Genomic DNA, 20,130 nt, shown 5'->3' on the forward strand with positions numbered 1-20,130 from the left:
AACTTGAGTGACTCAAACCTTTTTCTGGCTCAAATTTCTCATTATTTACGCTTTCCTTGACCTCAAGCTTCTGCTGGGGAGCAGCTTTTACAAAGCTAACCATACGATTACGACTAGGATCGCCTGCTCTGATCATTGGAACATCAGCTCCTTTAACACCATAGCCTAAACCGTGTTCTTCTAATTTAGATATCCAATAATCCATCGAGCGGAAGTTTCTAGTTTCCTCCATCTCTTCTTTAACACTGACACCATTTACTGCATTAAAAATCATGTGGGCCATATGAGCCATGCTCATAGACTCATTATCAACTACATCATGATCAACTAATAAGAAACGTCCACCATCACGAAGAACACGTCTTACTTCTTCTAAAAAGTTATCAAGCTCCTCCTCAGGAAAATGATGCAGACCAACATAACAAGTGATCACATCAGCACTGTTATCTGCCAACTCTTTCAGGTTAGGTTTGCTATAATCCAGTTTCGCAAACTGATCATAAGGTCTTGGGAAACCCGTTTGGACATAATCTGTAATTGATGGTGCTTCGTAAACAGCCGCAATCTTTCCAGTTACTTTAAAATTCTTTTTGAAACCATCAACAAAACGCCCAGGGTATCCTATCTCAACCAAGCCATTAATTTCTGTAGTATCAGGCATTAATGCTTTAGCTTGGGCACCAAGATCTTCTTTAATACTGGCAAGAGAATTTAGAATACGACGAAACCCTCCTAACGCTGAGGGCATAACTTCAGGTAACCTATTACATAATTCTGTGTAAATCTCTTCATGCGAGTCATTGTATTTCATCACATCTTCAAGCAATTGATAGAATTTGTTTGTATCTACCCGTTGTAAGACATTTTCCAAAAAGCCAGCAAATTTCTTCTTAGTTTCCTTACTTTTCATTATTTCTTTAAAGTGATTAATCTTTTTTGGTTTTTGGGACAAGTACTTTTGATGAAAACCACTGGTAAACAATCCGTCAGGATCAACTTCATCCTTTGCAAGTTGAGCTTCTTTTGCCAAAGGATAAGCCGCTTCAAAATCTTCAGGTGAAGAAACATGTTGGTAAGGTAGATAATAAGTACCTCCATGTTCAATTGACATATGCTGGGCTTCTCTAAGCCATTTTCTAGCTTTAATAATTTCTGTAGGTTCTAGAGATTGATTGAAGCATAAGACCACTGCAAAACGATCGCCATCGTGAGCATAAGACAAAGGTGATTTATCATGCTTTTTGACAAAGCGTACTGATGCATTGAGAAGTACAACATCATTTTTCATTAAAAGCTTCCCTAAGTTATCTAGGAAAGCAGGCAATTTTTCTTCAGGGAGAAAAAATTCTTGCAACCATTCTGCTTCACTAACAGAGGGATTAAATAGCGCATTAATTGGCGGCTGCATAATTTCATTGGTCGTCATTGGGAGACTATCATTAGCAAGCAACCGATCTCGCTCTCCTTCCCAATATTTTTTTCTGACCCAACTGAACCTGCGTGCTACATTAACCATAACCCGATTAAAACGAGTCCCACCAGGTCCTTCCGCATCCAAATTTTCTGTCTTGCAGGGCTCGCTATCACCTTCTTTCACGTAATCAACAGCTACGCCCGAACCTAACAAATTATTAGGATCTAGCGATAAGCGATACAAATGCATGCGAATGTTAGCATTCGATTGTACGTTGTCACGAAAATGTTTTGCGTAGTCAGCAACAGGAATATCGGAGCCTTTTTCCTTTAATAATTCATTATCAGTTAATCTGATTTTGGCACTAACTATCACACCAAAAAGTCCTAAGCCTCCAGTAACCTGGTGAAACAAAGGATCTTCAGGAGTTAAAGTTTTTAGTTCTCCTTTTGGCGTCATAATATCTATTGAAAGTATCGTATTTGATAAAACACCATCAATATGATCCCAACCATGAATGTTGGTACCAATAGAACCGCCGACTGAAAATACATTAGATGCCTGCATAACGCGCAAGGCTAATTTATGTTCATCCGCCTGTTTTTGTAGATCTATCCAACGAACTCCTGCACCAACGTTAGCAGTTTTTTCTTTAGCGTCGATTTGAATTGTATTGAAATTACTCATATCAATAACAATGCTACCATTTCCCCCTTCAGGCAAAAACTGTTTTCCTTGACTACGGCCAGCGCCAACCGGCATTACTTTTTGGCCTTTACTAGCAGCTTCAAAAAGAATACCTTTCAAATCTTCTTCTGTATCAGGAGTCTTGAGCTCTGCGTTTTCATCACGATGATAACTGCCGCCTGCAGTCACCCCATTTTCTGAAATTTTTTCTGGTGTAAAATAAAACGCAATCAACTTAGGACTAAACAAGCCAAACACAAAAGCCATCAAAGCATAGAGGTTTTTACTAAAAATAGTGGCGTATTTTTTCTGTTGCTCCAGACGTTTATCTTGTAGAGAGTCTGTTGTGAAGAATGCACCAAATGCATAGCGAACACCTAAAGCACCTGCCACAAATAAATCAACAATTGCTAAAGGCAAGAACAATCCTAAATAAGTCAGCCTTATTTGAAAAAATCTCCAAGCCCTGCTAAAAACACCGCCTGATTTTTTAAGATACGCTCTATCTATCATAGCGGCAGGAATAGAAGTAAAACGACCAAGTTCTGGAAGACTATCAACAAATTTTCTAAATCTCGACATTTAATTCTATCCTCTAAAAATTGTGAATAAATTTAACTTTTACGTCAGACTCTGTCTCATTTACAGTCTCACCACAGCTATCAAAATCAGTTAATACTTCGGGTAGTTCCCTGACGGGTACGTCAAATAAACAGACTTTACGGTAGCTATGAATGCGATCGCCGTAGGCGTATAAGGGCTTAGCCTTTGAAACCCCCTTTAGTCTTTCCTCACGATCCTGTAAGGCATTTTCATCAGTCGTGTTAATAAAGCATTTAACCTGAACATGATCTTGACCTGCTATTTTTCTGAGTTTGATTCCATTTTCTGACAACTGGCGAATAGTAGGTTGAAAATCAGCATAACGAGATGTTTTTAATACGGCATAAACTGAGATATAGCTTTTGTTTTTTTCAGGATTCTTTTCCTTCACGTAAAGATGTTCAACAGCATCTTGCTGAACAATCGAAGCATGAAGATTTTCACCTAAATTACGTAATTTCTCTCTAAATTTCTCTTTAGCCAATTCAGGATCATCAATACCTTCAACATTAAGCTTCACTAGCACTTCTGTAGTTGCCTCAACCAGATTGCCCTCTTGATGAAACCAATAGCTCAGGGGTTTGGAGATCCAACGTCTCGCCCAGAGTTCTGCGGAAATACATTTCCAACTAAACCAGTCACCCCAAGTTTTATCTGGACAATCCTGGTATGCTTGAGCAAGTTTTTCGCGATTCTCTTTATATTTATGATCATAAAAAGGAATAGTCTGGAGATCTGCGGAGTATTCAGCATAATAATCTGCCAAATGCCGTTGCATAGTTGAGTTATTCTGTTTATTTAAAAATGGGTACAGGAACAAGGAGATAATTCCTTTAGGGATTAATTCGACCGTAGTGAAAAATCCTATAAAGAGATCCATCATCATGTATTCAGAAAAAAGGATTTGAAATGGACTATTGTATGTTCTGGCAGCAGAATAAGAACGATAAATCACTTTCCAGAGATCAAAGACTTGGCGGAAATAAGGGAATCGAAACATCGATTTTCCCTCTCGCAAAAACTCTGCATATTCTTCGGCCATTTCCACATTTCGCCACTCTGGACCAGTCATAAACGATTGATATTGCTCGCGCTTATAACCTGCCTTATCAACTAACTGAATCTTGCGATCTAGATCTTCAACAAACTTTCCCATCTAACCTCCTATAAATTAGCTGTGAATTATAGGTAATTGAGCGGGGTAATATATCACATAATTGTCTATAAATTAAACACTTTATTTTCTTTAGAATTATGTTGCGCCATTTTTACTCAAAAATATTATTGAAATGATGCTCTTCGAAGATCTTTTGTAAAATTTAATCTATCCTCGTCTATAATTGTGCTTTAGAGAGCTCTTTCACAAAATAAAGGATTATTTTGATAGTAAAAGCAGATCTTATTAAGACCTTTCAGGTCGTACGACAAAAAACAGAAGAGTTATGTCGCCCTCTTTTTGTAGAAGATTATGTCATTCAAGGAATGGCTGATGTAAGTCCGCCTAAATGGCATTTGGCTCATACCACCTGGTTTTTTGAAACTTTTGTGCTACAACCTCACTTGATTGACTACAAAGTATTTGATCTTTCGTTTAACTATCGTTTTAACTCCTATTATCAAACTATTGGAAAACCTTATTTGCGGGCCGCGCGTGGCCTATTATCCCGCCCTACTACAAAGACTATTTATGCCTATCGTGATTATGTTAATAGACATGTTTTGTCTTTAGTTGATCAATTATCTGCAGATAAATTGATAACTATTGAAAACTTAATTATTTGGGGATTGCAGCACGAACAGCAGCATCAAGAATTGCTCTTAATGGATATCAAATTCAATTTTTCACAAGACCCTGACTTCCCATGCTACCAAAACTCATCCCAAATCCTAGAGGAAATGGCCCACGTCAATGCTAATCATTCGATGCTTGAAGTAGCAGGTGGGATAGTAGAAATAGGTCATAATGGAGCAGAGTTTTGCTTTGATAATGAAAGACCTCGACATAAAAAAATTCTCATGCCTTATTTAATATCCCCTCGACTAGTAACCAATGGCGAATATTTAGAGTTTATTAGCGATAATGGCTATGAAGATCCTAGATGGTGGTTAGCTGATGGATGGGACTGGATTCATCAACATCAATGGAATGCTCCCTTGTATTGGCAAAAAAAAGATAACCAATGGCATATTTTTACTTTAAATGGACTAAAACCATTAAATTTCTCCGAAGCAGTTTCTCATGTCAGCTATTATGAAGCAGATGCCTATGCCAAATGGCGAGGTTGTCGCTTACCTACGGAGGAAGAATGGGAGTACTTTGTTAGGAATAATAGGATTTCCCCACAAGAAGGAAATTTTCTTGAGAGCCAGTTATATCATCCTCAAGTGAGCCTTTACTTGGACAAAGCACCTTCACAATTTTTTGGTGATCTTTGGGAGTGGACTGCAAGCCCATATTCCCCCTATCCTGGCTATAAAACTATGGAGGGGACCTTAGGAGAGTACAACGGTAAATTCATGAATAATCAAATGGTCTTAAGAGGTGGTTGTTGCGTTACACCCAAAGCTCATATTCGCGCCAGTTATCGTAATTTCTTTCAACCGGATAAACGCTGGCAATTTAGTGGAATTCGTTTAGCAGCAAACATAGAAGGAGAAGCTAAATGATTGCGAAAATAAAGAATTTGCAAAACCATACAGCCCCAACAGAAGATCAGCAACAATTTATACAGGACGTTTTAGCTGGCCTTTCTCATCCCAAGAAATACTTGTCTTCAAAATATTTTTATGATGAAACTGGATCCGATCTATTTAATCAAATCACTCATCATCCAGATTATTATTTAACCGGCTGTGAGTTGGAGATCCTTTCTCATTATAAAGAAGAATTCTCTCAGTTATTCAAAAATGAAGAGTTTAACCTTATTGAATTTGGGCCAGGTGAAGGTATAAAAACGAATATTCTAATTGATCAATTTATGAAAGATAATTTGTCCTTTACCTACTTTACAGTCGATATTTCAAAAAATTATTTAGTCCATCTCGTTGAAAAATTTAATGAACAAAAGCCTAATTTAAATGTCGTAGCCTTAAATTCAGATTATCTTAGTGGTATAAAGTGGTTAGGATTAAATTCAAGAAAGCAAAAATTTTTATTATTTCTGGGATCAAGTATCGGTAATTGCGACATCCCTACGGCTAGAAAATTTTTGCAAACTATTAGAGCCTCATTACATCAAGGAGATTATTTTTTAATTGGCTTTGATTTACGTAAAAATATTGATGTGCTATTACGAGCTTATAATGATAGTGACGGACTTACGCGTGCGTTTAATTTAAATCTTCTACACCGCATTAATAAAGAGTTAGATGCTGACTTTAATTTTAATTTATTTTGTCATTACGAAACATACAACGTTCATCTTGGAGCAATGGAAAGTTATTTAATAAGTCTTGACGATCAAAGCGTTTATATAGGTGCTCTAGAACAATCTTTCTTTTTCCAAAAATTCGAGCCTATTCATGTCGAGTCATCCTACAAATATGTAGAATCTCAAATAAAAATGTTAGCTCAAGACAGTAATTTTGAAATTATCAAAAATTATACAGACTCTAAAAACTATTTTGTCAGCTCTTTATGGCAAGTTTGTTAGCGACGAAATAGAGAAGACAAAATAAATCCTATACCGCCAGCAACTAATAATGAAATCAATGGTTTTTCATGAACTTTAGTAGCAATTGCATTTGAATATTCTTTAATATTATTTTGAGCTTCGTAAATCCTATTTTTCCCTTCCACATACAATTCATTCGCCATTTTTTTGCTATCGATGATTAAATCATTCGTAGCCTCACCAAGGTGGGACTCTCTTAAACTTTTAGGTCTTGAACTGAAACTGGGGGCACCCTTATTTTTAGCAATTGTTTCTGATTTTTTTGCGTCCATCATAGCCTCCCTTACTCCATGAAAAATTCTTTAAAAATACAACAATACATTACCGCAATAAATGGAGCCTCTATTCTTCTAAGTATAGCAAAATGCTAAATCACCAAAATATTCTATAATTATCTATGAGTTAAGTATTTTTAAATTGTCCTATCTATCTCGATAAATCCTCTCTTTAGCTTAGGGATACAATAAAGGAGAATTTGCATGACAGTAAGAAAAGAGCTTTTATTACATTGGTTACGAGACGCTCATGCCATGGAGAAACAATCTGAGCAAATGTTAAGAACTCAGATTTTTCGACTGGAAAACTACCCTCGTTTAAAAAAACACATGAAAATGCATTTGGAAGAAACCATTTTTCAAAAAGAGCAACTCGAAAAATGCATTAAGCGCTTAGGTAGTCACTACTCTATGCTTAAAGATTTCTCCGCAAAACTTATTGGTTTAAGTCAGGTTGCTGGTAATATGCTATCTTGTGATGAAGTCATTCAAGGAGCCATAGATAGCTATGTTTTTGAAAATCTTGAGATTGCCTCGTATACCATTTTGATTACAGCTGCTGAAAATGCTGACGAAATCGAAATCAAGCAAATTTGTCAACAAATCCTCCATCAAGAAAAAGAGATGGCAGCTTGGTTACTCGATAATTTCACCCCGCTTGCTAAAGCTTTTCTTGTACGCTCTGAATTATTTGTTGAAACAGCTAAGCGATAAAATTTAGCATTTTTATAATTGCTTTATTATGCGTCATGAAACCAATAATCAGCTAGAGCAGTATTTTGATAATGGGATAAATGTTTTGCAAAAAACTGCCCTGCTTTCTCTTGTTGATTGCACTTTAATAGGCTCAGTAAGTAAGTTTGAGTATAAAGTTCATTTTGTGCATCACTACCCCCCAGCTGAATGCAGTTATCTATAATCGGCGACATTAAATTGCAAGCTGACTTATAATCCTGTTGAGCAAATGCTTTAATTCCCTGACACATCGGCAAAGCTATTTTACCCCATAAATCACGGCTTGAGCCTACCGGAAGCACATTGATATAAGATTCCATGGCTTTTAATGATTTATCAGCAAGTTCTAACTCATCGGCCTTTGCTAGACAATAGATAAAGTGGGCGTTGTTAAAACCAATATAATGCTCAAAAGGATGCGTACCAATATGCGATAAAACCAATTTAAATATTTTATTTTGCGGCAATCCAGCCATATCCATTCGCCATAACAATGAAATGGCATCGAGTTGCTCAAGAGCTGTATCAGGTAAGGTACCAAAAATATCCGGGAAAAGTTTCATTGTTGTGGCTTCATCACGATTCGCCAAATGAAATAAGGCTAGGTGCCAGCTATTGTGTCCTCTCAATAAAGACAAAATATTGGCCCAGCTATCTTGTAAGTTTTGTAAACGATTGATGCCCCCTTCTATATCATTTTCTAAAAGATAGGTATGAGCTAAAGTGTGATGAGCCCAAGGGGTGACGCGCTCCATGGAAATTGCTTGCTCAGCCATTGCTTTTGCTTTCTCATACTGGCCACATAGTTCAAGAGCAAAAGAATGAATTGCTAAAAAATGAGATTCATCTTGATTATGTCGTGCGCAGCTTTCACAAAGAGCAAGGAACGTTTGGGCATGAAAAGCTTGTCCGCTGCAGTAAAAGAGCCATTCTGCAAATTTTAACGCCAAGGTATCGCGAGGAAATAGCTCAACAAGACTCGTCAACAAAGTCAATGCTGCTTCGTAATCCAAACGCTGCCAAGCCCGAACCGCTTGAAAGGTTAACTTTTCACGTAAATTTGCCTTTTGTAATTGTTTTTCGGCCTGTAATAGATAATTGGCAGCAATCTCAGTGGCTGCATCTTCCTGTGCATAGAGATAAAATGCAGCCGCATAGGTCTGCAGAAGCAAATTGTGAGGATTCTCATTTACAGCATCAAGTATGATGCTTGCATTATTACCAGAACCTAATATTTGCTGGTGAAAATAATTAATTTTATCAATAACTTGTATTGAGTTAGTTGTAACCTCTAATCCTCTTAGCGTCTCCATACTCTATCACCCAAAAAAACAATTTATAGATCAAATCTTAGCACACTATTTAGCTCCTCTTGTGCCCGTTTTTCCAGAGCTTCAGTTGTAGCCAGCTGCTAATGGTTAGCTATTTTTGATACCGGGATGAGACTCTTTTAATATAAACGTCGCTATGATTAAACTTGCCAAAAAACAAAGAGGCATAACTAGCAATGCTTTGTTGTAACTCTCAACTGAGTAAACTGGAACCCCATTAACCATCGACCAGCTGTTGCTATGGTGTAAAATTACTCCGACCAAGGGTTGGAAAATTGCTCCGCCAACAAGCACGGAAAGATTGTTAAAACCTGAGGCCGTACCCACTAATTCCAGTGGATTATTGTCTTTTACCACGGCAAAACTCACAGTTTGTCCACCAGCCCCAAAACCAAGCATGAACAAGACGACATACATCCAAGCAATTGATACACCAGGTAAGTACAATAATATAAGTGTTGAGCCTAACCCAAATATAGAACTTAAAGCTAATGCTAAGCGACGGCTGTAAAAACGATCACTCACCCAACCAAGTAAAGGACTACCGATACCAATTCCTAGCCATATCATGCTACATAAACCAGAAGCCACAATGACGCTAACTTGATATTTTTGCTGTAAATAAGGGACTCCCCATAATGCAGCAAAAACAGCTATTGGCGTCCAAATTGCAAAAGCATAAGCCCCAGTCAACCAGGTATAAGAACGACGACAGACACTAATAAGACGATGCCATTCATCAATGAATTGACGTTTTGGCGGACTTTGTGTGGGTTGATTTGGATAATCACGTATGACAAACCAAATTAATGCTGCCAGAGCTAGACCAATCAAAGCTAAAATGAAACTTGCATTTCGCCACCCCACCTGTTCAATAAGAGCAGCTAAAGGAACCTCACCAAACATAGCACCCACAGAACTCATCAATTGTGCAATACCTGCCAGAAAAGCAAATTGTTGCGGAGGAAACCAACGTGAGACTAAAACCAATACACCAATGAATGAGAATGCAGAGGCAATACCAATCAGAAAACGCCCCAATGCAGCAGTGAGTAAGCTATCCGTTGAAGCAAAAAAGAAAGAACCAACTGCACATAGTACCAACGCAAAAGTCATTAACTTGCGTGGACCATACCGATCAAATAACAATCCGGCGGGTAATTGCATTGGTGCATAAGCATAAAAATAAAACGCAGATACAATACCAAAACCCGCAGCACTAACCTTAAAAGTTTTCATCATAGACTCAGCCATGACGCTAGGCGCTACCTGTAAAACAAACTCATATAAATAAAAAGACGCGGACAATAAAAAAATCATGTACGCAGTAAATTTTCCAGGGTGTTGATAACTTGATTGATGTGCGTTCAAAATAATTTCTTGTTAAATTGAAACGCACATTACACCCTAAGCTAATTTCCTTTGTCAATGCCTGCAGGGTAGATTGTTCCTAATATTGTTAAACGCTTTGCGCCGGTAATTTGACTCATATCCAAAGGGGTATTTGTCAAGGTTTTTTCAGCGAGCCAGGCAAACATGGATGCTTCTATAAAATCAGGGCTAATGTCAAAGTCACCTGTGCTTTTTACTATCACATTAGGCAACTCCTCCCCTAAAGCGCGTAATAAAGCCTGATTATGCGCACCACCGCCACAAATCATGAGATGCTTAGGTAGATGCTCTTCACTCCTAATGGCTTCAGCAATCGATTTGGCTGTTAACATTAATAAGGTAGCCTGAATATCTGCTGAGGAGTATTCAGGTTGTAAGTAATTTTCAAGCCAAGTGTTTGAAAAATATTCTTTGCCTATACTTTTAGGCTTTGATTTCTTAAAAAAAGGATCTTGCAAAAGAGATTCTAACAAAGGTTCTATCACATGACCAGACACCGCCCAGTCACCATTGCTATCATAGTCATAGCCCAAATGTTGTTTTATCCAAAAATCCATCAGGCAGTTCCCTGGCCCTATATCATAGCCATGAACCCGTGACTCTTCGGCTAAATAGGTTAGATTTGCAATGCCACCAATATTAACAACCGCTAAAGGCAAGTTATAGTCCTTGAATAAAGCTTGATGATAAATTGGCGCAAAAGGAGCCCCCTGCCCACCAACAACTAAATCACGCGTCCTGAAATCAGCAACCACAGTCATGCCAGTCAATTCAGCAATTGTATGAGGACACCCTAACTGTATTGTATAAGGAATATCCGCAGCTGCATCATGGCAAAGCGTTTGGCCATGACTCCCAATAGATTTAATATGAGTTTTAGGGATATGTACTTTGTCCATTAGCTCAAATACTGCTTGAGCAAATTCGCGTCCTAAAATGGTATTTAACTGACTAAAGGTCTTTAAGGTGTGTAACTCGTCCCTCAGTACCCTTTCAAGAAAACATCTTGCATTTTCACTATAAGGCCGCGTAATGCCTGCAATAAATTGGTTTGACTCCAGATCAATGAGCGCTGCATCAATACCATCCATACTCGTCCCGGACATCAAGCCTATGTATAAATTTGCTGTGGATTTTGTACTTATTTCTGTCATACTTTCTTTTAATTCATTTTTTATTTGCAAGCCCTAATCTGCTTTAAGTAGCCTTGGATATCAATTGAAACAAAACCATTATGCAAAGTAAAACTACGAAAACAACACCCTTCTTATTTTTAGGCTCTCTTTCAGCGTTCTCTTTGCTTACTTTTGATTTATATCAACCAGCACTTCCCGCAATAACAACTTATTTTAATACAAGTTATGCACTGGGTCAGTTAACTTTAAGTTTATTTTTTTTCGTTTTTGGGTTCTCACAGTTAGTCTGGGGGCCTTTAATTGATCATTTTGGCCGTAGAAATACTTTACGCATTAGTCTAGTTCTTTTTTTATTGGCAACGTTAGGTTGTATTTTTTCAACAAACATCGAAATGTTGATTATAGCGCGGATTTTTCAGGGTTTTGCAGTATGTTGTTCTCATGTTGTTGCTTTTTCCTCATCAAGAGATGAGGAGGACAGTACAGCGCGTGCTCGTATCTTGTCCTATATCGCCATGATTGTTTCGGTATCACCTATCTTTGCGCCTCTCATAGGCTCGATTATCTTCATTCATTATGGCTGGCAAGCAACCTTTATTCTAATGGGTCTTAATAGCATCATCTTATTTATTCTTGCTGAAAAATTACTCCGAGAGTCACCCCATTGGTTAAAAAGCGATATTGGGTTTTTATGGCAAACCTCATTAAATAACTACAAAAAAATATTCACACATAGACGTTTGTGGTTGAGCATTGTACTAGTTACTGCCTCCTACTCCTGTGTCATGATAGTGATTGTCAATGCAGCTTATTTAATTATTGATAAGCTAAATTTTTCCCCCATCTATTTTTCAATTCTTTTTGGCAGCAATGGCATTATGCTCATCCTTGGGAATTATATTGGTATTAAGTTACGAGAAAAAAAATCTCTTCTTTGGAACATCCGCATAGGCAGTCTTGTGATGATCACAGGCTCTATTTTAATGGCTTTATTTTTTTATATTCAAGGTCTATCCCTAATTGGTCTAATCCCTACACTAATTATTAACTTAGGTGTTAGTTTATTAAATCCACCAGTTTTTGCCTTGGCTTTATCAGATTATCAACATCAGGCAGGCACTGCTACTGCGATTCTTAATACAGTAAGAATGACATGCTCTGCTATTATTGGTGGTGGTATAGGTATTTTAGTAATGAGGCATAGTAGCTTTTTAGTATGGGGCTTATTTTTTTGCTCATTCATTTGTTTGGTATTCAGCTTTTTTATTTGTAAGAGTGACGATTAAAGGCCCGCTTAAGCGAGCCTTTTTAAAAGGATTAAGCTAGGGAGGCGATTGTAACGACAGACTCTTCCAAATTATCAAGTTTTTGCGCACTATCCGTTTTCACGGGGAATAATCCTAATGCACCTTTCCCAGTCGCATAATTTACAATGCCTACACTTAGTACGGAAACGATAACGCTTGCTAAATTAGCAAAAAACTCTTTCCAACCGCGATGCTCTTCCAATTTAGGACGAGCAGCTTCAATAGCATCGCCACACTGTTTTTTAAACTTAGAACGGGAGTCGATACCATGAAAATATCCTTCTCCAGCTGCTTTGAGAGCTTTATATAGCTTCACCGCTTCACCCGCAGCTGACAGCTCATCCTGTTGTTCGCTTTCATCTTCGGTTATACCTTCCCTTGTGCATAATTCTGCAGCTTTCGTTTTGATGATCTCTAATTGCTCATCAAAAAGCATCTCTGCTTGAGACTTACGCTCTGCCGGCTTTTTAGTAGTCTGAGCAGTTTTTTTCTCTTCTTGCTTAACAGAGCTGTGCTCAGAACCATCATCGTTGGTGGACGTTGTAGATACTTCTGCTACATTGGTTTCTTTTGACTTTTTCTCGCCTACTACAAATGCAGTCCTCTTAAGCTCTTTTACTTTAATACCAGGATCTACTCCAATTAAAAGTTTACCCTCATAATCAGGTGTTGCTGCCTCAGCCATATCCTTAACTGTTTGGCGATAATCGGCATCGATAATCCCTGTCCCTTTAATTTCAAAAAGCGGAGTTACTTCTTCCCCACTGTAATGATTTAATTTTAAAGTTACATTTTTAGGAAGCATCTCAGGATTTTCAGAATAAAATTTATTCAACCATTCAAGAATGTCTTCTGTGCGACGAGCCCCCTTGCCCCTGTCATCGAAGAATTCAAATACAATTTCTTCATCAGGATTTTCTTGTGCAATTTTCTGCACCTGTGCATAAATAAGGCTAGCTTTAGTATCATCAAATTTCCATTCAACATGCTGATCCCAAGGGGTATCCGCGTCGATTGCACGATTAAAGGACTCACCCGCAGCTAGATTTCCATATAAATCAGCCATTAGGAATTTATCTAACTCAATTCCTAAATCTTCGACTATTTGCTGAATGGTTACAAAACAAGATTCTTTTCCATTAACCAAATCGATGCTCTTTGACTGTCTGTTTGAACCTACAAAACCAATATTCCTAGTATAATGGCCATTATCCTTTTTTATTGCATCTAAAAATTTACGGTTTGCTTCAAGGACATATTTCTCTTTATCGTTAAAATTATAAATATAACCGCGGTGATATAGACAACCATCAAAATCAAATGAAAGTACACGAATTGCCATAATTTTAGCTTCCTAAGTTAGACTGAAGGCAGTATATCAACAGAAGATTACCAAAATATTAAGCAAAAGCCAGACGGGTTAAATATTAACCTTTTTGTTTATTTAATTGCAGTTTCATTTTATCTTGACAGATTAAAGCAACGATAAAAATTGTCGGTAGTTTGTTGAGCTATTTCTTCATAACTAACCTGTCGCAATTCACTCAATGCCTTTGCGACATATTTAACCAAAGCAGGATGATTTTGTTTTCCACGATAAGGAACAGGAGCAAGATAAGGAGAGTCTGTTTCAATCAGTAGACGATCAATAGGTACTTTTTTGGCCACCTCGTTCAAATTAGTTGCATTTTTAAACGTGACAATACCTGATAAAGATATATAAAAGTTTAAATCCAAGGCACGTTGTGCAATATCCCAATCTTCCGCAAAACAATGCATGACACCACCTATTTCATGAGCTTTTTCTTCTTTCATGACCGATAGGGTGTCCTCTGCAGCTTGGCGAGTGTGGATAATTAATGGCTTAGAGGATTGCAATGCGGCACGAATATGAGTGCGAAAGCGTTCCCTTTGTTGCTCCTGAGCAACAAGACCTTCGACCCGATAATAGTCAAGTCCCGTTTCTCCAATAGCTATGCAGGCTGAGTGTTTAGCTAATTTACATAGTGTACTTACATCTGGCTCATTGAGTACTTCATTATTCGGATGAAGACCAACTGAAATGCTGATATCTGGATAATTTTCCGCAATTTTGCATAAAGCAGGATAATCATCAAGCTCTACACAAACACAAAGAAAATGCTCCACCGAATTTTCTTTCGCGGCAGCCATTACATTCACTAATTCATTATTAAATTCGGTTAAGTCAATAAAATTGAGGTGGCAATGTGAATCAACAAGCATAATTTTTACATCGTATCGGTAACATGTATTGATTTTAGCATGTCAGCTAATTTCGTCTCTATCTTATAACGAAAATCTTGATGATTTTCTCCAAGAAATTGTACGCCTACGCCGGCAGGTTTATTCCCTTGGGCTCCTATAGGTGTTAACCAAATTACTTTTGCCTCTACTTTGTCACTTCCATTTTCATTGTATAAATGAATTGTTAGAAGAACATGAGTACCGACTTTGATGTTTTGATAATTACGAATAAATAAACCACCATTTTTTACGAAAGGCATATAGGCGAGATAAAGAGAATTCTGATCATTGAAAGAACAATTTATTGTTTGCAGCTCTGCTATCATGAGTTTATCCATTAGAAAATCCGGCGTACATTCTATCTTGTTAGAGAGTCTTTGCAAGCCTTTCTTGCCCGTTAGGAGGTTAGGGAGCTCTTTAGCGTTATGCCGTAATGCAATATCCTAATAATAAATTTTCCAAGATCAACAAAGAGTTAACATTACTATTTTGATTTAATTTTCTCATTATATTATTCAATTCATCCAATTGATGGAATAATTGAGGCGGTTGAAAACACTGGGATAATTGATGTAATTGCTGTGTCCAATTCTTTTTATCATTGGAGCAACTAATTAGTTGGTAATGAAGCATTTGAGAATTGATTAAATATATTAGCCAAATCAAATTACTTAATTCATAAGTATTCCATTTTGCAGCCAGCTCACATATAGAAATCTTTTGATTTCGCAAATCTAGTAATTCCTGCAGAATGGTATTGTGTTGAGCAAAAATTTTTCCTCTTTCACTTTCTGCTGCGTACCCTTCCCCAATTGTTAGATAATCAACATTGACAATGTCCGCGTTCGCTAATCGCCATTGCTGACATCGACTTAAAATTGTCGGTAGCATTGTACTAATTTGCTCTGCAATCAAAATAAAATTAATGCATGCAGGAGGCTCTTCTAGAAGTTTTAACAAGGCATTTGCTGCAGCCACATTCATTTTTTCTGCAGGGCGAATAATAATCAGTCGCAGATCACCCAACTGTGGCGAAGTAAAGGCGACAGTTTGTAACTCTCGAATTTGATCAATTTTAATAGTGCTGCCTGATTTTTCAGGCTGCAAAAGATATAAATCAGGATGCTCTTTGGAGTTTAGTAATCGACAAGACTTACACTCGCCACAAGGCTTTATTTCGTGAGAGCAAAGTAATGTCGCAGCCATTTCATAAGTAAAATCAAGGATATCAGCGTGTTCAGGTCCAATCAATAAAAGGGCTTGAGGTAATCGTTGTTTGTCACTGATGGTACGAAACTGCTCCCACCATACCGCATGGGCAGACTTTGATTCATCAAAAGATTTAAGTGATTGCATTATGCGCTATGAAAGTTTTAAGTTGAGTAATTATTGATTTTTGCACCATTTCTATCGGCTGACTAGCCTCAATGCATACCACATTGTCTAGAGTTTTAATTATTTGTTGATAACTATTATAGACATCGGTAAAAAAGGTTAGGGATTCTTGCTCCATACGATCTGCAGCCCCTCTTTGTCTGGCTCGACTAAGGCCTTTTTCAGGTTCAATATCCAAGAAAATAATCAAATCTGGTTTAAAGCCCCGTAAACAAAAAGTAGACAAAGCTGAGATCATACCTTTATCAAGATGCCTTCCTCCGCCTTGATAAGCATATGTTGATAACTCGAAACGATCTGCAAGCACCCAACAGCCCTTATCTAAGGCCGGATAAATCACTTCCTCTAACAACTGGACTCTTGCTGCGTAGAGAAGCAATAATTCAGCACGAGCATCCAGATTTTCACCCTCAACTTTTTCTTTAATAATACTTCTAATCTTTTCTCCCACACGAGTCCCGCCAGGCTCTCTCGTTAGAAGAATTTCAGGCAAGACGCCTTCCAAATACTCTTTAATAGTTTGAATGGCTGTTGATTTTCCTGCGCCTTCGAGGCCCTCTACAACAATAAAACGTCCACGTTTTGTCATGATGATCCTTTGACTTTATAGAGAGATATTGCCTTTTTTTGCTCTTCATAACTGACCGAGAAATGGTGGGTACCATCACCTTTAGCAACAAAATAAAGAAAGTCAGTCATTTGTGGGTGAGCTGCGGCTTCAATGGCATCTTTACCAACCATTGCAATCGGGGTGGGCGGCAATCCGCGATAACGGTAGGTATTATAAGGAGAGGCTACTGCCATATCATCATGCGTTAATTTGCCCTGGTAATTTGGTCCTAATGCATAAATAACCGTAGGATCCATTTGTAAAGGCATGTTTTTCTTCAAACGATTAATGATTACACCTGAGATTAACTTTCTTTCCTCAGGAATTGAGCTTTCCTTCTCCAAAATGGATGCTGCAATGAGTAACTCATAAGGTGACTTATAGGGTAGGCCAGGCGTACGATTCTTCCAACATAAGTCTAGATATTGCCGTAAATTATAGTTAGCCAGTTGCAGTAACTGTTTTGCATCACTACCAGCATCATACTTGTAAGTATCAGCCAGTAAGAGTCCTTCTGCATTCGCGTAATTAGCTCGAATAATTTGCCAATCATAAGCGTCATGTTTTAGGTACTGAGCATTGATTAAATTTGCTTCTACCTGACTGAGGGTCGTCCCTTCAATAATGCTGAACGATTCAACAACTACCTCACCGCTAACTACCTTATCGAGAAATTGCAAAGCCGATTCTCCAGGAAGAATCGCATATATTCCTGCTTTCAAACGAGAAGATAAACCTTTCACCCTTATATATGCCAGAAATAAACGTTCAGATTCTATAAGGTGCTTTGACTTTAAGAGACGAACAAACGTGTAAGCAGAGGTATTTTTATTGATTGAAACAATGATGGGGTGACTCCCCTTGGCTACTAATGGTTTATTGAGTAAACAATAAGTACTATAGCCAATTATTGAGAAGCTCACTAAACTGAGAAGAACACACCCGAGTAAAATTAATTTAAGCGAGCGCCTCATCTACACTCGCTTAAATATTAAACTTCCATTTGTGCCGCCAAACCCAAGAGAATTACTTAACGCAATATTAATGCGTCTTTCTTGTGGGGTATGAGGAACATAATTTAAATCGCAACCTTCATCAGGATTATCTAAATTAATTGTTGGAGGTGCTATTTGATCTTTAATTGCAAGAATACTGAAAATAGCTTCTACAGAACCAGCTGCTCCCAATAAGTGACCAGTCATAGACTTTGTTGAGCTGATAGCTAAATCATAAGCATGATCTTTGAAAAGACGTTTTACTGCTTTAGTCTCATTAAGATCGTTTAAATAAGTTGATGTTCCGTGAGCATTAATATAGTCCACTTCACTAATATTAAGACCAGCATCATTAACTGCTGCGGCCATCGCACGAGTAGCTCCATCGGCATCCTCATCAGGAGCAGTGATGTGATAGGCATCACCAGACATACCAAACCCAATTAACTCAGCATAAATTTTAGCGCCTCGAGCTTTCGCATGCTCATACTCTTCAAGTACCAATATTCCAGCGCCTTCCCCCATCACAAATCCATCTCTGTCCCTATCCCAGGGACGTGAAGCTTTTTCAGGCTCATCATTTCGCTTTGATAATGAGCGAACCGCCGAAAATCCTGCTAGACACAACGGAGTTGTTGTCATTTCTGCACCGCCACACACCATAACATCAGCATCGCCATAGGCAATCATACGACCGGCTAGACCGATATTATGTGTTCCTGTTGTACAAGCAGTCACAATTGAAATATTAGGTCCTTTCAAATTGTGTTTAATAGAAATCTGCCCTGCGACCATATTGATAATTCCAGCAGGGATAAAAAATGGCGATACCTTACGCGGACCACCCGCCATCAGTCTTTCTTGGTTGTTGGTGATAGTCTCGATACCACCGATCCCAGCACCAACAGCAACGCCCGTTCGCAATGAAAGAACGTCATCAATAACCAACCCCGAATCAGCAAGCGCCTCATCTGCAGCCGCAATACCGTATTGGGTAAATACATCCATCTTTCGAGCTTCTTTAAGCGGCACGTGGTTTTCTATATTAAAGTTCTTAACCTTAGCCCAAATTTTTGTCGAATAATCAGTTGTGTCGAATTCTTCAACCATTCCGACACCACTTTTACCCTCTAAAATATTATGCCAAGTTTGCTCTACATTTAGACCGACAGGAGTAAGCATCCCCATGCCAGTAACAACAACACGCCGCTTAGTCAATGAAAACTCCTTGAAGTTATCAAGCTTCTTCTTTGTTAAGATTTGATTCGATATAGTCGATTGCTTCTTGAATTGTAGTGATTTTTTCAGCTTTCTCATCTGGAATTTCTGTCTCAAACTCTTCTTCCAGAGCCATCACTAATTCAACAGTATCAAGTGAGTCAGCACCTAAGTCATCTACAAACGATGCGTCATTTTTCAACTCTTCCTCTTTAACGCCCAATTGCTCAATAACAATCTTGCGAACTCGTTCTTCAACTGTACTCATAACTTGTATTTCCTCTTCGATTAAAAAAATTCCTGTAGGCTAGTTTATTCAATTATACAAAGAACGCAAGCCATTTAATCCATATACATACCACCATTCACGTGAATGGTTTCACCTGTAATATAATTTGCACTGTCAGAAGCCAAAAAAGCCACTGTCTCAGCAATATCCTCTGCCTTACCCAAACGCTTCATTGGGATTCGTTTAAGCATCTCCTCCTTTACCATTTCGGGTAAAGCGCTTGTCATATCCGTATCAATAAAACCAGGAGCAACAACATTGACAGTAATATTTCGACTACCGATTTCTTGTGCCAAGGATTTTGTAAATCCTACAACACCTGCTTTTGCTGCAGTGTAATTAGCTTGACCTGAGTTACCACTAGCTCCAACAACAGAGCCGATACTAATAATACGTCCCCATCGTGCACGAAACATGGGCTTAAGACAAGCCTTGCTTAATCGAAATATAGCACTTAAATTCGTTTCTATAACTTTATACCACTCTTCATCATCCATTCTTAAAAGTAAATTATCGCAGGTAATACCGGCATTATTGACCAAAATAGAAGGAGTTTTTTCCATATCTGCAAGTTGGGTCATTAAATTATCAACACCCTCTTTGCTTGTTACATCAAGAACTACCCCTTCCCCAGTCAAATTCTCTTGAGCAAACAAACTTGTAATATTTTCAGCGCCCGACATTGTGGTCGCTGTTCCAATTACATAAGCTCCTTTTTTTGCCAAGGTTAAAGCAATTGCTTTGCCAATTCCACGACTAGCGCCTGTAACCAGCGCAATTTTACCCTGTAAATTTGCCATGCAA

General features: G+C 38.1%; 19 protein-coding genes (1 of these 19 cut by a window edge). 4 read left to right on the plus strand and 15 right to left on the minus strand.

Annotated elements, in window-relative coordinates; translation table 11 throughout:
* Both Lbru_RS12565 and Lbru_RS12570 read right to left on the minus strand, forming a co-directional pair.
* Positions 1-2,683, minus strand: partial view of an FAD-binding protein gene (locus Lbru_RS12565; RefSeq protein ID WP_058442473.1) — the 5' portion only. 152 nt of this gene lie to the left of the window's left edge; 2,683 of the gene's 2,835 nt are visible here — the first part of the coding sequence; its start codon is at positions 2,681-2,683; its stop codon lies off the left edge, out of view.
* A gap of 13 nt (positions 2,684-2,696) precedes the next feature.
* The gene (locus tag Lbru_RS12570; protein ID WP_058442474.1) at positions 2,697-3,860 is read right to left on the minus strand and encodes a hypothetical protein; all 1,164 of its coding nucleotides are present in this window, start codon (positions 3,858-3,860) and stop codon (positions 2,697-2,699) included.
* Positions 3,861-4,084: 224 nt separating this feature from the next.
* Here Lbru_RS12570 and egtB point away from each other — a divergent pair, with 224 nt between their 5' ends.
* Positions 4,085-5,371: an ergothioneine biosynthesis protein EgtB gene (egtB, locus tag Lbru_RS12575; protein ID WP_202967552.1), complete on the plus strand. Its 1,287-nt coding sequence runs from the start codon at positions 4,085-4,087 to the stop codon at positions 5,369-5,371.
* A complete protein-coding gene (locus tag Lbru_RS12580) occupies positions 5,368-6,357 on the plus strand; it encodes an L-histidine N(alpha)-methyltransferase (protein ID WP_058442476.1) in 990 nt (329 codons plus the stop codon). The genes egtB and Lbru_RS12580 overlap by 4 nt, the downstream gene beginning before the upstream one ends.
* On the opposite strand, the gene Lbru_RS12585 is transcribed toward Lbru_RS12580, so the two are convergent.
* Positions 6,354-6,653 carry a hypothetical protein gene (locus Lbru_RS12585; protein ID WP_131793473.1) on the minus strand — a complete coding sequence of 100 codons (300 nt, stop codon included), beginning with the start codon at positions 6,651-6,653 and terminating at the stop codon, positions 6,354-6,356. The two genes, Lbru_RS12580 and Lbru_RS12585, sit on opposite strands and share 4 nt — an antisense overlap.
* Positions 6,654-6,857: 204 nt before the next feature.
* On the opposite strand from Lbru_RS12585, the gene Lbru_RS12590 reads away from it, so the two are divergent.
* Positions 6,858-7,367, plus strand: coding sequence for a ferritin-like domain-containing protein (locus tag Lbru_RS12590; RefSeq protein WP_058442478.1), 510 nt, complete (start codon positions 6,858-6,860; stop codon positions 7,365-7,367).
* Positions 7,368-7,393: 26 nt separating this feature from the next.
* Here the strand turns inward: Lbru_RS12590 and Lbru_RS12595 are convergent, their stop codons facing one another.
* The 3 genes from Lbru_RS12595 to Lbru_RS12605 form a co-directional block, all read right to left on the minus strand.
* On the minus strand, positions 7,394-8,701 hold the full coding sequence (locus Lbru_RS12595) for a tetratricopeptide repeat protein (RefSeq protein WP_058442479.1): 1,308 nt from the start codon (positions 8,699-8,701) through the stop codon (positions 7,394-7,396).
* A 105-nt stretch (positions 8,702-8,806) separates the two neighbouring features.
* Positions 8,807-10,039 carry an MFS transporter gene (locus Lbru_RS12600; RefSeq protein ID WP_083500915.1) on the minus strand — a complete coding sequence of 411 codons (1,233 nt, stop codon included), beginning with the start codon at positions 10,037-10,039 and terminating at the stop codon, positions 8,807-8,809.
* Positions 10,040-10,131: 92 nt separating this feature from the next.
* Complete coding sequence (locus tag Lbru_RS12605) at positions 10,132-11,265, minus strand: anhydro-N-acetylmuramic acid kinase (RefSeq protein ID WP_083500929.1); 1,134 nt, start codon at positions 11,263-11,265, stop codon at positions 10,132-10,134.
* Positions 11,266-11,345: 80 nt separating this feature from the next.
* Between Lbru_RS12605 and Lbru_RS12610 the strand changes: the two genes are divergently transcribed.
* Positions 11,346-12,533, plus strand: a complete 1,188-nt coding sequence (locus tag Lbru_RS12610; RefSeq protein ID WP_058442481.1) for a multidrug effflux MFS transporter — start codon at positions 11,346-11,348, stop codon at positions 12,531-12,533.
* A 31-nt stretch (positions 12,534-12,564) separates the two neighbouring features.
* Here the strand turns inward: Lbru_RS12610 and Lbru_RS12615 are convergent, their stop codons facing one another.
* The 9 genes from Lbru_RS12615 to fabG form a co-directional block, all read right to left on the minus strand.
* The gene (locus Lbru_RS12615; protein WP_058442482.1) at positions 12,565-13,896 is read right to left on the minus strand and encodes a hypothetical protein; all 1,332 of its coding nucleotides are present in this window, start codon (positions 13,894-13,896) and stop codon (positions 12,565-12,567) included.
* Between the two features lie 119 nt (positions 13,897-14,015).
* Complete coding sequence (locus Lbru_RS12620) at positions 14,016-14,798, minus strand: TatD family hydrolase (RefSeq protein ID WP_058442483.1); 783 nt, start codon at positions 14,796-14,798, stop codon at positions 14,016-14,018.
* A gap of 5 nt (positions 14,799-14,803) precedes the next feature.
* A complete protein-coding gene (locus Lbru_RS12625; RefSeq protein ID WP_065235466.1) occupies positions 14,804-15,157 on the minus strand; it encodes a PilZ domain-containing protein in 354 nt (117 codons plus the stop codon).
* A gap of 85 nt (positions 15,158-15,242) precedes the next feature.
* On the minus strand, positions 15,243-16,175 hold the full coding sequence (locus Lbru_RS12630; protein ID WP_058442485.1) for a DNA polymerase III subunit delta' C-terminal domain-containing protein: 933 nt from the start codon (positions 16,173-16,175) through the stop codon (positions 15,243-15,245).
* Complete coding sequence (gene tmk, locus Lbru_RS12635) at positions 16,162-16,806, minus strand: dTMP kinase (RefSeq protein ID WP_058442486.1); 645 nt, start codon at positions 16,804-16,806, stop codon at positions 16,162-16,164. The genes Lbru_RS12630 and tmk overlap by 14 nt, the downstream gene beginning before the upstream one ends.
* The gene (gene mltG / locus Lbru_RS12640) at positions 16,800-17,798 is read right to left on the minus strand and encodes an endolytic transglycosylase MltG (protein WP_058442487.1); all 999 of its coding nucleotides are present in this window, start codon (positions 17,796-17,798) and stop codon (positions 16,800-16,802) included. The genes tmk and mltG overlap by 7 nt, the downstream gene beginning before the upstream one ends.
* The gene (gene fabF, locus Lbru_RS12645) at positions 17,799-19,037 is read right to left on the minus strand and encodes a beta-ketoacyl-ACP synthase II (RefSeq protein WP_058442488.1); all 1,239 of its coding nucleotides are present in this window, start codon (positions 19,035-19,037) and stop codon (positions 17,799-17,801) included. It lies immediately after the preceding gene.
* A gap of 19 nt (positions 19,038-19,056) precedes the next feature.
* The gene (acpP, locus tag Lbru_RS12650) at positions 19,057-19,305 is read right to left on the minus strand and encodes an acyl carrier protein (RefSeq protein ID WP_058442489.1); all 249 of its coding nucleotides are present in this window, start codon (positions 19,303-19,305) and stop codon (positions 19,057-19,059) included.
* Positions 19,306-19,379: 74 nt separating this feature from the next.
* A complete protein-coding gene (fabG, locus tag Lbru_RS12655; RefSeq protein ID WP_058442490.1) occupies positions 19,380-20,126 on the minus strand; it encodes a 3-oxoacyl-ACP reductase FabG in 747 nt (248 codons plus the stop codon).
* Positions 20,127-20,130: the final 4 nt, after the last annotated feature.

This window comes from Legionella brunensis (genome assembly GCF_001467025.1).
Taxonomy (GTDB): domain Bacteria; phylum Pseudomonadota; class Gammaproteobacteria; order Legionellales; family Legionellaceae; genus Tatlockia; species Tatlockia brunensis.

Coding starts and splice junctions, on each gene's coding strand:
- Lbru_RS12630 (WP_058442485.1), bottom strand. CDS start 16,175: ATGCAATCACTTAAATCTTTTGATGAATCAAAGTCTGCCCATGCGGTA.
- Lbru_RS12605 (WP_083500929.1), bottom strand. CDS start 11,265: ATGACAGAAATAAGTACAAAATCCACAGCAAATTTATACATAGGCTTG.
- Lbru_RS12625 (WP_065235466.1), bottom strand. CDS start 15,157: ATGGATAAACTCATGATAGCAGAGCTGCAAACAATAAATTGTTCTTTC.
- Lbru_RS12610 (WP_058442481.1), top strand. CDS start 11,346: ATGCAAAGTAAAACTACGAAAACAACACCCTTCTTATTTTTAGGCTCT.
- Lbru_RS12600 (WP_083500915.1), bottom strand. CDS start 10,039: ATGATTTTTTTATTGTCCGCGTCTTTTTATTTATATGAGTTTGTTTTA.
- fabG (WP_058442490.1), bottom strand. CDS start 20,126: ATGGCAAATTTACAGGGTAAAATTGCGCTGGTTACAGGCGCTAGTCGT.
- Lbru_RS12570 (WP_058442474.1), bottom strand. CDS start 3,860: ATGGGAAAGTTTGTTGAAGATCTAGATCGCAAGATTCAGTTAGTTGAT.
- mltG (WP_058442487.1), bottom strand. CDS start 17,798: ATGAGGCGCTCGCTTAAATTAATTTTACTCGGGTGTGTTCTTCTCAGT.
- Lbru_RS12580 (WP_058442476.1), top strand. CDS start 5,368: ATGATTGCGAAAATAAAGAATTTGCAAAACCATACAGCCCCAACAGAA.
- acpP (WP_058442489.1), bottom strand. CDS start 19,305: ATGAGTACAGTTGAAGAACGAGTTCGCAAGATTGTTATTGAGCAATTG.
- Lbru_RS12595 (WP_058442479.1), bottom strand. CDS start 8,701: ATGGAGACGCTAAGAGGATTAGAGGTTACAACTAACTCAATACAAGTT.
- Lbru_RS12615 (WP_058442482.1), bottom strand. CDS start 13,896: ATGGCAATTCGTGTACTTTCATTTGATTTTGATGGTTGTCTATATCAC.
- Lbru_RS12585 (WP_131793473.1), bottom strand. CDS start 6,653: ATGATGGACGCAAAAAAATCAGAAACAATTGCTAAAAATAAGGGTGCC.
- Lbru_RS12590 (WP_058442478.1), top strand. CDS start 6,858: ATGACAGTAAGAAAAGAGCTTTTATTACATTGGTTACGAGACGCTCAT.
- Lbru_RS12620 (WP_058442483.1), bottom strand. CDS start 14,798: ATGCTTGTTGATTCACATTGCCACCTCAATTTTATTGACTTAACCGAA.